This window comes from Paenibacillus sp. FSL L8-0436 (genome assembly GCF_038593025.1).
GTDB lineage: Bacteria > Bacillota > Bacilli > Paenibacillales > Paenibacillaceae > Paenibacillus_AQ.
This window is the reverse complement of record NZ_CP151955.1, coordinates 3,628,134-3,641,159: the sequence shown is the minus strand read 5'-3', so window position 1 is coordinate 3,641,159 and position 13,026 is coordinate 3,628,134. Positions and strand designations below refer to the sequence as shown.

The window sequence follows — 13,026 nt, the reverse complement described above, 5'->3', positions numbered from 1 at the left end:
GACGCCTGTACAACCGTTTGCAACGAGGCTGCAGCAACCTTTTTCTTAATAACATTCTTTGAGACAGTGTAGGAAGCTACTCCAAGTATGGATACCAGTACAACTATAGTGCAAAAAAACATGAAAAAGAGTTTTATTCCGACCGATCTTTTAAGGCTGCCGAGCAATCTCGCACCTGACATTCTGTTTTTCATGGACTCCTCCAGATTTCTAGGATTTGAGATCTAAATAATACGGCTTCCGTTGTTTAAAAATAACCCATCTTTTATAGCCTATATGTTCCAGTGTGTCACGAACCTGCTCCCATTCATTGCCGACCCGCTCAGGCTTATGAGCATCCGAACCAAATGTAATTTCCACCCCATAATAGTGGGCTTGCTCAATCACATCCATCGCTGGATACCAGTCCTCTAAAGCCGTCCGGAAGCCGCCTGTGTTCACTTCCATAGCCACGCCCCGTTCTGCCATCATTTTAAGCGTAGGAGCGATATGTGGCTTGTACAAATCAGTAAATGACTGATATCCCCGGTTGAACCTGTCCATATGTCCGATAATGTTAACCCACTCGCTTTGAACAGTGAGCTGTATGAGTTCAATAAACCGCCTGAACTCTGCTTCACGTTCTTCCTCGGAAGCGATACTCCAGTCCAGCCCTCTCATAATACAAGATGGGGATGTAAAGTGGATCGATCCGATTACAAAGTCAAGAGGAAATCGGCTGTAGATTTGGCCATATAAATCGATGTGCTCTTTAAAAACATCCGATTCCACGCCAATCAGCAGCTCAATGCGATCCTCGTATTTCTTCTTCAACCTGATAATTTCTTCTACGTATTTGAAAAATTCACTTTTGGCCATTGCCAGTCCCGGAAAAGGTCTGTCCTCCTCCGAGAAAAAATAAGGTGAATGATCCGAAATTCCAAGAATCTTTATTTCTTTTGAAATTGCGTTCTCTATATATCGCTCCAGCAAACCTACAGCATGGCCGCATCGTTCGTGATGTGTATGCAAATCAAACAACTGCTTCTCCTCCAATCTTCCTTAAACAATTTAACGGTTATCCTTTTTCGGCTCCTGCAGTCAGCCCCTCCACCAAGAAGCGCTGGAAGCACATAAATACGATTGTAATTGGCAATGCAACCAATACGCATCCTGCGGCAAAAATGGTAAACTGCGTAGAAAACTGAGTATTTACCATGTTATACAATCCCACTGCGAGTGTTTGCTGCTCCTTGGTACGCAGTACCATTTGGGCGAAGATAAAGTCGTTAAATGCCGCTGCAAACGAGGTAACAGCCAAGTACACAACTAAAGGTTTGGATAATGGCATAAATATTTTAAAGAATACGATCCAATGGTTGGCCCCGTCTATTCTTGCCGCTTCTTCCAAACTCCTTGGAATGGTGTCGAAAAAACCCTTAACAAGCAAATATCCCATAGCTGCCCCTGCGGAATATACAAATATCAGTGCAGAGTGAGTATTCAGCAAGTTCATGTTCAGGAGCAAAATATAGACCGCAATCATACTCATAAAGGATGGGAACATATTCAGAACGAACAACCCCGACATTAAGGTTTTCCGCCCCTTAAAACGGAACCGTGAAAACGCGTAGCCCGTCAGCAATACAAAAAAAGTACTGCAAATCATTGAAACAACAGCAATCTTCAGTGTGTTCACGTACCACTGTGAAAAGGGGAAAGATTTAAACAGTTCCTTGTAATGCTCTATTGTAAATCGATCAGGAAGCAGGTGCTCACTGTACAGCGCAGTCCCTGGCCGAAAGGAGGCTAACACAACCCATATTGCCGGGTAGATGGTTATAATGGCGATAACTGCCAGCAGAATATGGTGGACTACAGTGCTGAACATATTCTTGAGTTTCAGTTTACTAACCATCAGTTAATCTCCTCCTCTGTAAACGAACGTGTCCGGCGCACATTCCAAATGGACAAGGTCGCCAGAATGACAAATATAATGATTCCAATTACGGAAGCGAAATTGTAATTTCCTTGGTTCATCGTCAAGTTATACAACCATGTGATCAGAATGTCCGTGCTTCCTGCAAATTGATATTCACTATTGGCCGGATTACCGTTAGTCAACAGGAATATAGCGCTGAAGCTGTTCACGTTGCCAGCGAACATACCAATAAGAATCGGAGATAACGAGAACATGACACTTGGGAAGGTGATCATTTTGAACTGCTGAAATGCCGATGCTCCATCAACATCCGCAGCCTGATACAGCTCTTTGGAGATGGTGGTCAGAATCCCGATAATGAGCAGCATGGATATAGGATAACCATGCCATAGATTAACCAGCAGAACCGTTGCCTTGGCCCAAGTTGGATCCGAGAGCCACGACGGGCCCTGTATACCAAACCACTTCAGATACTGGTTAATAGGACCAAACTGGGAGTTAAACATGTTGCGCATAACCAAATAGGAGACAAAGCTCGGAATTGCAAATGGCAGGATATAGATTGTGCGCCATAAAGGCTTCATGCGGGTACGCGAATTCTGTACAAGCAGCGCTACCGCAAAGCCCCCGAAAAATGTGGATAGCGTTGCAAGTATTGCCCAGATGACATTCCAAGTGAATACTCCATAAAATGTCTTGGCCCATTTGCTTAACGTAAACAGTTCTTTAAAGGCATCGAAGCCAATCCAGTCTATCAAATTGGCTGGAGGCAGATGCTTTGGCGAAGAGTAATTCGTAAAAGCAATCATTACCGAGAATACTAGAGGCAATACAGTGAAGAACAATACAAATACAAGCGGGAGAGCAATTATGAACTGTGGAAATTTATGCTGATTAACATAATGTACCGTTTCTATGAATGTATGGGGTGTAATCCCTTGTTCGCGGGACTTCCCTGTTGTATATGCATCTTTAATGTTCGCAATGTACATATAAACAAAGACAATAAGTCCGAATAGGACAATCAAGGCCTGAACAATAAGGAAAATCGAATGATCTCCGGGAACCATCTTATATATTTTACCGACAAGTTCTAAGTGCTGCGCATTCTCGCCAAGGGTAAAGATCCCCCATAATGCTTCTTTCAGGTTAAAGATAATGTAATATAATCCACAACCATATAATAGGAGCATCAGAATTCCCTTTATGTATTGGCGATTATAGATTTGCCCTAAACCCATTGCTAGAACGGAGAGAATTGTAGCCATCTTCCTATTCTGGTTCATCTTCAGTGACACATCTCCTTTAAATGAAGCAATTAATGAACGTGAACTTGAGAATCTTACGTTTTAAAATGGCTGATTACCCGGTACATAGGGCTTCCCAGCCATTTCGCCGCCTCATTCTCAAGTTCATCTTATACCCACTTATTCAGCGGACAATTGCCAATTTTGTATTCTGCTTCGAAATCTATTTCTTTCCTTGTTGTTCGATACCGGTCTTAATATCAGCAACAGACTTGTCTAAAGTCTCCTTCACATCTGCACCATCCCAAATTAATTCCAGTGAAGCAGTCGATGGTCCCCAAATTTGAGTTGCAGGCAAAATGTTCGGCATTGGCTGGGAGTTTTTAATTTGTTCGGTGAAGGCTTTTGCAACTTCATTGTTTGCAACAGCCGGGTCCGAATCCATACCGTTGCGTGAAGGAATGAGACCCGTCAATTCAAAGTTTTTCTTCGCAGCAGCTTCAGTAGTGGCAAAATGAATGAAGAGTTTCGCAGCGTTAGGGTATTGGCTGAAAGAGCTTACATAATAAGCTTTAACGCCTGAGAAGCTGATCGGTGCTTTACCATTTGGCATAGGAGGAAGCGGAACAGCTCCTACTTCAAATCCAAGTTTTTCAGTTGTAAAGTTGCTCAATTGGGAAACGCCATCCATATTGATTGGCAGCTTACCGGTTTGGAACAGGTTCGTTTTTACGTCTGCGGTAGCATCTACACCTTTAATCGGCAGCGCCTCACGCAGGCTTTGGAAAAACTTCATACCTTCAACAGCTCCATCATTGTTCAAACCAATATCGGTTGGATCTGTGCCGTTAGCACCAAAAACATACCCGCCGCTTCCGGCAATCCATGAATAGTTATAGTAGAAATCGGTCACTTGCCACATAAAGCCGAACTTGTTATTCGCTACGTCATTATAGCCCTTGGCAAATTTGATAATGTTGTCCCATGATGCGAGATCTTCCTCTTTCACGAGGCTCTTATTGTAGTACAATAGGTACGTTTCTACGTTACGAGGGTAACCATAGATCATACCGTCCAGTGATACGGCATCAACTAATTTTTCAGGATAATTAGCCACTGTATCTTCTGAGTAGAAATCGTTAGGAAGGACGATCCCGGAAGCGACTGCATCACCAAGCGTATTATGAGGCATAACCAGAACGTCAGCGCCCAGTCCTGCAGGGCCGTCAGTTTTCAATTTTTTACGTTGCTCCGTTGACGGTACTTCCTGGAATTCAACCGGGATATTGTATTTAGCTGTAAACTCTTTTGCAATCGCATCAAGGAAAGGTTTCTCATCTTTAGCTTCCCAGACTACTAACTTCGCGCCGGCTTCAGGAGCAAGCCCCTCTTCCCCTACGTTTTCTGCAGCTCCTTGAGTATTGTTTGCAGCAGCAGGACTTGCGCTTGACGTCGGCGTATTGTCTTTATTAGATGAACATGCACTAACAGAAAAAGCTGTAATAAGTGCTGTCAACAGTAATGTTGCCTTTTTGAATTCCATTGTGTGAAACCCCTTTCAATCTATTGTGTTTGTTGTTGCAGTTTTAATCAGACACATGAACCCCAAGATGTTCTGTATGGACTACGGCAGACTCGCATTTACCAGCAGCATTCATAACGAACTGTACAATTCCCGCATTGTAGACAGGGATGAGGTCGCCAGGGTTAGCGATTTGTTTCAAGTCCGCTGTGGACTGCCCGTGCCCAAATACGACAATATGTTCATCCGTCCCGAGTTCCGGAGCAATATGAGCATCGTAGAAGGACTGAACTCTTACTCTAACTGAGCTCGGTACTTCCGGCCATACCGGCCACCATCGCTTGCTTTCATCATGTGTATGTATGAATCGCACATTTTGGTAACCGCTTTCAATTTGAGCGCAACTCTGCCACTCGTAATCCCGATAATACGTCCAAGGCTCCAGGAACATCTCTGACATTTCAGGAACAAGAATTACCGGCAAATTACAGAACCGCGCAAGAGGCAATGCTGATAAAATCGCTCTTCGAAGTGGACTACAATAAATGACCCTAACTTTAATGTTTCGGAAGAAGGATGGGATTTGTTCGGCTTGCCAATAACCTATAGCGGACAGCTCACAATCCGCACCTCCCCCTTTCCCGATATTCATTGTCGACTGTCCATGTCGAATGACATACAGATGCAATAGTTGTATTCACCCCCTTTCCGTATTATAAAAGCTATGAACGCTTATCACCGTGATGCAATCATAGTGAAATACGTTTCATAAATATTTACTATCGTTTCATAGTCATTTAATCATAGATATTAAGATTTGTGAAGTGTTTTTACCTTAATTCAGCAAAATATTATAAATTTCCGCCTATATTGACCTTATTATCGACATGAACTCAGAATATAGTAATGCTTTTAGTGAAATATATACTAAAATAACTTTGTTTATTTCATTGTTATTCATCATTTGTTTCATGATAACAAATCATTATGATTCACATATTATTAGAATTCCAATGATTTTCCATTACTGAAACTACTTATACGGATGGAAATATCAATGTGCAAAAGAATGCTATATGTTTTTGTTGTTCATTGATGGTGGTTCATTGAAAAGAGGTCAGCCAGAAAACTGGCCGACCTCTTTGTGTTGTTGCGGGGAATTTGTAATTCAATAATAGCCTTCCGCTATTATCTGCCGATACGTGCGAATGGTGCAGTCAATAAATCGATGTCGCCCCACTCTTTAGGAGAGTTGGAATCCGAAACCCCTGGCGTGTTCGAAGTCCCTGAATCATTTGGAAGGGTGTCCATTGGCGAGTACTCGCCTTGGTGCAGCATTACGCCGATACCTGCATTTTCAATATCCGGATTCCCGAGTGCGCTGAGAGGAATTTTCGCTTCATAGAGCGTGTCACGATTTGGATCGTGGCCAAGTGCCATGAGGTTTACAAGCTTGCTTGGATCATTAACATCATCAGCATCTTTCACGCCCCACAGGGATGTATAACCTTTGCCTTTAGCAAATTGCTGCTGAGAAGTTATTTGCAGCATCGAAAGCTTTTATGGTGTAGGTATACGATGTTTCTTCAGCCAAACCGGTGTCCGTGAATGCAGGTGTTGTTGATGTTCCTGCTTTTACTGTACCACGATAGATGTCGTAACCTGCTACAGCCACATTATCTGTTGAAGCTGCCCAGGACAGACTCACCGTTGAAGTTGTCTTACCGGTCGATATAAGACTGGCTGGAACGCTTGGCGCCTCTGTATCGGTTCCGGCTGAAGTTTCAACGGTTACTTCGTTGCTGGCAGCGGAGAAATTATTTGCAGCATCTCGAGCACGGACTTGGTACTTGTAAGTCGTACCTTCCGTTACCGTGCTGTCGATAAAAGTTGTTGCATTCACCGTAAATGTCTCCGTGCTTGTACCAGCCTTACGGGTAATTTGATAATCTGCTACGCCAACATTGTCAGTAGAGGCACCCCAAGTCAAGGTGATCGTCTTAGGAGTTCCACTGCTGAGATTGCCAGCCAGGTTAGCTGGAACTGAAGGAGCAATCGTATCTACTCCCACCGGTTTCTCCCCAAGCTTCACTTGTCCTGCAGCATTATTGTTGCCAGGAATGTAAATATTGTCGCCTGCGTTGAAGAAGTAGTTCTTCTGATTGTTGGTGTCCCAAACATTGCTTCCGTTATTGAAACAAGCTTCCAGACGGCTAGCGGTTCCAATATCAACAGTTATTTTTTTGTAGCCGGGGTTCAACGAATCATTCTCCATCTTCACACCTGGAACGGATGTCCAGGTACCACCCTCGGCGCGATAATGAATGTTTACATTTGTCCAGCCCTCTTTGTAGTAGACGGTAACCTTATTTCCTGGCTTTGGACCTTCCGGTTTACCAGCGGTCACTTTACCTGTGTCATAGGTATTGTCGCCTATATTGAAGAAATAGTTCTTTTGATTGTTGCTGTCCCATTGACCGCTGCCATTGTTGAATGCTACCTCTGCTCGTGTTGCCGATGAGGTTCCCAGGTCAATCGTGTGCACAGCATATCCCGGAATTACAGAATCCTCCATCTTCACACCAGGACTGGCTGTCCAGTTGCCACCTTCAGCGCGGTAGTGAATGTAGGGAGTTGCGTATCCCTTTTTGTAGTAAACCGTAACGGTGTTGTCTGTGCCTTGTTCAGGCGGGTTAGTCTTAACGCTGAGCTCGTTACTTGGATCGGAGGTTCCGCCGGATTGGCTTCTGGCAATAACTTTATAGGTATACGTTGTTTCTGCAGTCAAGCCTGTGTCCTTATAAGTTACTGCTGTAGCCGATCCAACCTTTACATTGTTGCGGTATACGTCGTATCCGGCAATTCCGGAGCTGTCAGTGGACGCATTCCAAGTCAATGTTACTGTCTTGTCTGTCTTTACAGAACTAACCAGGTTCGACGGTGCCGTCGGTTTAGTCACGACACGTGGATCTGTATCAGACCAAGCGTTTCCGTCATACCAGCCTGTTGCTGTTCTGGTGAATCCAGCTTGGTTCTGAGCAGGCACTTGTTTGCCTGTGCTGTCTTTAAAGATAATTGTAGCTTGTTCAGCTTTGTCGAAGCTGTAGACATACCAGTCTCCGCCAGCGCTTATCATAGCTGGAGCTGTAGCCCAGGTTGGGTCATTGTCCTTAGGTGCTGTGTCGTAGAAGTAAATGGAAGGTGTTCCCCATCCAGCCGGTTTCTTGAGGTAAACTTCCAGCTTGGCGTTAGGATCACCCTTAGTAAAATCGTGCGACGCCGTACCTTCGCCATTTTCATTCATGGCGTACATCTTCAGTGTTTTCGTGTCATTAATGGCCATATCTGCGCCAATTGTGATTGTTGTTCCATTGGTAAATGCAGTTCCGTTAACCGGATCACTGCCATCCAGCGTGTACTTGCCACTGTCTGCATTCTTGATCGAAAGCGTTACAGAGGTAGTTTCGGTTTTGAATTTACCGCCTGCTGGTGAAGCCGTCAGAACCGGGAACTTTTTGTTTACGCCAACATTTTCAATCAGAATAACACCATTGGTTCCAGCGGTAAATTTGGCCTTACCTCCGCTTACAACTACTTCGTTCTGCGTGTAAGTATCGCGTACCTTAGTGCCATCCGGGAAGATGCCGGATACATTCACATCCACAGTTCCGGAAGCTCCTGTAGCCACGACTACTTTATCCAGAACATCATCCTTCTCATAGGTGCGTGAGAACGTATAAGGACTGTCTGCAATTTTCTTATGAGTTCCTGCACCTACTGCAATGTGATTGTTTCTAAATTGCCCAATCTTCTGCCAGTGTGATAGAACTCCTTGGTTAATGCCGCTCCAGTTCATGGATGAACGCGAACCCTGATCCGGGTCAGAGCCGGTAGCCCCGAACGGTCTTGCCGTCTCATCTCCATAGAATGTTTGCACTCCGCCCGGAAGAAGGAGCAGCGCGGTACCTGCTTGAATCAGGTTTCCACGGTTGTACAACCCTTTATCGTGGGAAGAAAGGTAGCTGAGCATATTGTAGTTAGGCAGATCTCCGTTTAATTCACTTGCATACCGGGAGAATAGCCCTTCCAGGTCGCTCATATTTGCGCTTTGGAAGGAGAAGTTGATTAAGGAATCAAACCCGTTATCGAAATAAGTGCCGGTTCTTCCGAGGCCATGACCCCACACTTCCCCGGTCATCCAGAAGTTATCTGTCCAATCTGCTCCCGGTTTCGTTGGGTTGTTCTGCCTCCATTTCGCAAGGGAACTGCTTGCGCTTGTTTTGAGTTCTTTCCATCTATCGGCTTGAACATGCTTCGCAGTATCGATACGGAAACCATCAATTCCGAACTCTTCGACCCATGAGGACAGCCATTTAATCATGTAATCCTTAGGAGCGGCGTTCAAATCTTTGCGGTACTGCTTGGCAGCCGGAACGATCCAGTTGTCGTAACCGCTTGTTTCTTTGTTGAACTTCGTCTTCATTACCGGTGGCAGACCGGTGCCACTAGTGGATTCGGTCTTGATATCAGGCAGGAACCCTACACACAGCGTCTGATCGTTGCCACCGCATTGATCGTAACCTGCAATATTGTTGGCACGAATCCAGCTACTTCCCCACCAGGAAGCCCATGCACTGGAATTATTCGTATTCATAATGTTATTGTGCGTGTGCCAGTTCTGGCCTTGGCCTTTGTCCGGAATCCAGCTGCTGGCGAGTCCGCCGCGGTCACCGTATCCGTATTCCGCCATATCCACAAGTGTCGGATAAGCGACATGGTTTATAACCACGTCCAGGACAACGCGAATTCCCTTGGTGTGAGCGAGGTCAACGAACTCGCGCATTTCGTCAATGGTACCCATGCTCTTGTCCATTTCAGTAAAGTCAAGTCCATAGTAGCCATGGTAGCCATAGTGAGCAAAGTCACCATCTTTACCGCCTACCCAGCCGTGCATTTGTTCCCAAGGAGCTGTAATCCAAATCGCATTTGTACCCAGATCTGTGAAGTAGCCTTCCTCCAGTTTCTTGGTCAAACCTTTAATATCTCCACCGTGGAATGTACCCACATTCGAGCCCCATGCATCAGTCTTAGGTCTGCCATAAGCGCCGTCATTGCTAGTATTACCGTTATTGAAACGGTCTGTCATGACGAAGTAAACGTTTGCATTATCCCAACTGAATGGGTTTACTTCTTGCTGCTGTCCACCGTTGCCGATTTTCACGACAGCAGGGACACTGTATGCTGATTTCTGCCCAATCGTATCTACAGCTCTGACTGTATAGGAGTAGGTTTTGTCATTCGCTATAGTGTTGTCTGAATATGCTGTTCCCGTGGCTTCGCCTTTCAGCGTACCGTCACGGTAAATCTCATATTTCACAACGCCCTTGTCATCCGTGGAAGGACTCCATGTCAGGTTGACAGATGTTGTGCCTACTGCTGTTCCCTTCACATTCGTTGGCGCAGTTGGAAGCTGATCTTGCGTTCCTCCGCCGCCGACGGTAACAGTAGCCGCAATGCTGAAGCCTGATTTCTGTCCGATTGTATCTACAGCCTTGACCGTATAGGAGTAGGTCTTGTTGGCTGCTACTGTTGAATCGTTGTAAGTACTGCCGGTGGATTCACCAATGAGAGCGCTGTCACGATAAACCTCGTATTTGGCAACTCCCTTGTCGTCAGTAGATGCTGTCCAACTCAGATTTACAGATGTAGTGCCTACTGCTGTTCCTTGTACATTTGTTGGTACTGTAGGGGCTTGATCCGTTGGAGTTGCCACATCTGGTACCCATACCGATACAGAACCGTCTTTAACCTTGAATGTACCATTACCGCTGGAGCCGATAGTTACTTTATCAGAGAAGTTGCCTGTGATATCTTTCCATTGTTCACCGGCATGGCTTGTTCCCACATACATCGTTTTCGATCCGCCGGCACGGTCTGTCATGACTGTTGCCAAGCCCGAGTTTGGTTTGGAAGCCAAACCTTCACGAGTCCAGCCGATCATGTCATCACTATCAAGATAGTCATTTTGTTTACCGTAAGCGTAATCCTTGCGTGCTTTCAGAAGCGGATCAAGCTTGCTCTTCAGCGATTTAATTTTTCCTGTTCCAGGACCAGCAGTGTTGCTGCTTCTGGTTCCATAGTAGTCACCATAGAATACTGAAGGATAACCTTCCTGTCGTGTCAGAGTGTACGCATAAGCTAGCGGTTTAAACCAATCAAGAACCTGTGCGCCATGAGCATCTGAACGGTCAGGCTGCGTATCATGATTTTCAATGAAAGTAACGGATTTACCCGAATTTGTTCCCGTCAATGTTCCGCTGGCCAGGTTGCGCATGCTATAACCTCCGTTGGAACTGGAAGCTGTCGCAAAGTTGTTGCGGAGCGGGAAATCAAATAAGGACATGCTTTGATTCACTTTGCCCAGGTAGGAGTTCAATTCAGCTGTACCACCGATAAATTCACCGACAGTGAACAACTCTTTGCCTGTTTTGGCACGGGCATTTTCTACAAACTCCTTCATGAAGCCGTATTTGATATGTTTAACAGCATCTAGTCTGTAACCATCCAGACCCATTTCGTTGACATACCATACGCCCCATTTTTTTATTTCATCTGCAACTGCAGTGTTGTCAAAGTCAATGTCGGTACCCATCAGGTAGTCATAGTTACCGTTCTCGGTGCTAACTTCCCAATCCCATGCTTTGCCTGGAAAGCGGTAAATTTTATCGTAGTCACCTGAACCGTCAAAGTGCGTCCAATTCCATTTGAAATTGGAATAGGCATTGTTGCGGCCATCAAAATTGTATTTTGTCCAAACGGTTGTATTGAACTCGCCAATCGTCTGGTTGCGGTTGTTGCCCTGTACTTGCGTCACTTTAATGTTCTCGCTTTGATCGCCGCCCAACATATGGTTGACAACGATATCGCCGTAGACTTGAACCTTGTTGTTGTGAAGCGAGCTAATCGCCGATTTCAGTTCATCTTTCGTACCATATTTGGTACGTACGGTACCTTTCTGGTTGAATTCACCCAGATCGTAGAAATCGTAAACACCATAACCAACATCGTCGGTTCCCACATGGCCTTTATAAGCAGGCGGTATCCAGATTGCCGTGATCCCCACATCGCTCAGATTAGCTGCTTCGGCAGCAAGATGATTCCAATGTCCACCATCCTTAGGTGTATTCCATTCGAAAAACTGCATCATCGTGTTATTAACCGGTGCGCTGCTGGTTGTTGCAGACGCTGCTGTGGACGGTGCTGTCGGGGTCACTGTGGCCGCTGTTGCTTGGCCCGCTGGCAATACTGCAACGCTCCACAGCATTGAGCAGAGCAGCAGCATGCTTAGGAAAACTTTGCAACTCTTTTTCACCATTAGCTTTTTTCTCCTCCTGTATCCTTTGGTATGAAAACGAGTACGTGATCCGTAAACCAGCAAGGTATAAACTGCTAAAAAGCTGGTTTTTGCGGACTGCAATCGTTTGCATCCAAGTCCATCTTACCAACATAGGTTAAAGTCTAGTTAAAGTAATGAAATAAGTTTTTTTAGCAAGGTCTTCGATTATTCGATAAGCGGTGTTTTAATACTACGCATCCATGGAATCCATCAATAGTGAAACCGATCCGTTAAATTTATAGCCGGCACCTCTGACAGTGTGAATATATAGCGGTTCACTCGGGTTTTTTTCAATTTTTTGCCGCAAGTTATAAATATGAACCATAACGGTTCTTATGTCCCCATGCTTAATGTCTTTCCAAATAAGATCATATAAGGTTTCGGGGTGGAATACGCGATTCGGGTTCTTTGCCAGAACAACAAGGAGTCGGAATTCTTTAGAGGATAAAGAGACTTCCTTGCCATATACCATTACTGAGTGGGTAGTAGGATCGATCTGCAGGCCTGGATAAACTATTAAATGACGTTGATTAACAGGAAAAGCCCGTTTATACCTGCGGAGGTGTGCTCTGATCCGGGCGAGCAATACTTCAAAGCTGGAGGGTTCGGCAATAAACTCATCTGCCCCCCGGTTCAAGGCTTCAATCCTAAGATAATCTTCGGTATGATGACTTGTAAAAAGGACTGGTTTGTCGCTGAATTTGCGCAATTCCGTGCATAAGTTCAAGCCGCCCGCCCCTGGCATTGACAGGTCAAGAATAATTAAATCAGGATCGTGAGAATGAATGAAGCTTACCAATGCTTGTCCGCTGTGAGGATATCCAACAGCTTCATATCCATGCTCTAGTAAGGATTGAACCAATATTTTGCGAGTTTCAGTATCATCATCAATGATTATGATTTTTTCCCGCATTCATTTTTCTCCTTTCATAAGATGTGT

Annotated in this window: 8 protein-coding genes; all 8 read right to left on the bottom strand. The window is 45.0% G+C overall.

Annotated elements, in window-relative coordinates; all coding sequences use genetic code 11:
* Positions 1-210: 210 nt before the first annotated feature.
* The 8 genes from NSS79_RS16760 to NSS79_RS16725 all read right to left on the bottom strand — a co-directional run bounded on the left by NSS79_RS16760 (position 211) and on the right by NSS79_RS16725 (position 12,999).
* On the bottom strand, positions 211-1,020 hold the full coding sequence (locus NSS79_RS16760) for a histidinol-phosphatase (RefSeq protein WP_076111959.1): 810 nt from the start codon (positions 1,018-1,020) through the stop codon (positions 211-213).
* Between the two features lie 37 nt (positions 1,021-1,057).
* A complete protein-coding gene (locus NSS79_RS16755; protein ID WP_083675727.1) occupies positions 1,058-1,897 on the bottom strand; it encodes a sugar ABC transporter permease in 840 nt (279 codons plus the stop codon).
* Positions 1,897-3,207, bottom strand: a complete 1,311-nt coding sequence (locus NSS79_RS16750) for an ABC transporter permease subunit (protein ID WP_342440232.1) — start codon at positions 3,205-3,207, stop codon at positions 1,897-1,899. The genes NSS79_RS16755 and NSS79_RS16750 overlap by 1 nt, the downstream gene beginning before the upstream one ends.
* 184 nt (positions 3,208-3,391) lie before the next feature.
* Complete coding sequence (locus tag NSS79_RS16745; RefSeq protein ID WP_340898344.1) at positions 3,392-4,711, bottom strand: maltose ABC transporter substrate-binding protein; 1,320 nt, start codon at positions 4,709-4,711, stop codon at positions 3,392-3,394.
* A 43-nt stretch (positions 4,712-4,754) separates the two neighbouring features.
* On the bottom strand, positions 4,755-5,342 hold the full coding sequence (locus tag NSS79_RS16740; protein ID WP_340898345.1) for a histidine phosphatase family protein: 588 nt from the start codon (positions 5,340-5,342) through the stop codon (positions 4,755-4,757).
* A gap of 536 nt (positions 5,343-5,878) precedes the next feature.
* Positions 5,879-6,241 carry a hypothetical protein gene (locus NSS79_RS16735; protein ID WP_340898346.1) on the bottom strand — a complete coding sequence of 121 codons (363 nt, stop codon included), beginning with the start codon at positions 6,239-6,241 and terminating at the stop codon, positions 5,879-5,881.
* Positions 6,207-12,065 carry an alpha-amylase gene (locus NSS79_RS16730; protein ID WP_342440231.1) on the bottom strand — a complete coding sequence of 1,953 codons (5,859 nt, stop codon included), beginning with the start codon at positions 12,063-12,065 and terminating at the stop codon, positions 6,207-6,209. Before NSS79_RS16730 ends, NSS79_RS16735 begins: the two co-directional genes overlap by 35 nt.
* A 211-nt stretch (positions 12,066-12,276) precedes the next feature.
* Positions 12,277-12,999, bottom strand: a complete 723-nt coding sequence (locus NSS79_RS16725; RefSeq protein WP_342440230.1) for a response regulator transcription factor — start codon at positions 12,997-12,999, stop codon at positions 12,277-12,279.
* Positions 13,000-13,026: the final 27 nt, after the last annotated feature.

Coding starts and splice junctions, on each gene's coding strand:
- NSS79_RS16735 (WP_340898346.1), bottom strand. CDS start 6,241: ATGCTGCAAATAACTTCTCAGCAGCAATTTGCTAAAGGCAAAGGTTAT.
- NSS79_RS16745 (WP_340898344.1), bottom strand. CDS start 4,711: ATGGAATTCAAAAAGGCAACATTACTGTTGACAGCACTTATTACAGCT.
- NSS79_RS16750 (WP_342440232.1), bottom strand. CDS start 3,207: ATGAACCAGAATAGGAAGATGGCTACAATTCTCTCCGTTCTAGCAATG.
- NSS79_RS16755 (WP_083675727.1), bottom strand. CDS start 1,897: ATGGTTAGTAAACTGAAACTCAAGAATATGTTCAGCACTGTAGTCCAC.
- NSS79_RS16730 (WP_342440231.1), bottom strand. CDS start 12,065: ATGGTGAAAAAGAGTTGCAAAGTTTTCCTAAGCATGCTGCTGCTCTGC.
- NSS79_RS16740 (WP_340898345.1), bottom strand. CDS start 5,342: ATGAATATCGGGAAAGGGGGAGGTGCGGATTGTGAGCTGTCCGCTATA.
- NSS79_RS16725 (WP_342440230.1), bottom strand. CDS start 12,999: ATGCGGGAAAAAATCATAATCATTGATGATGATACTGAAACTCGCAAA.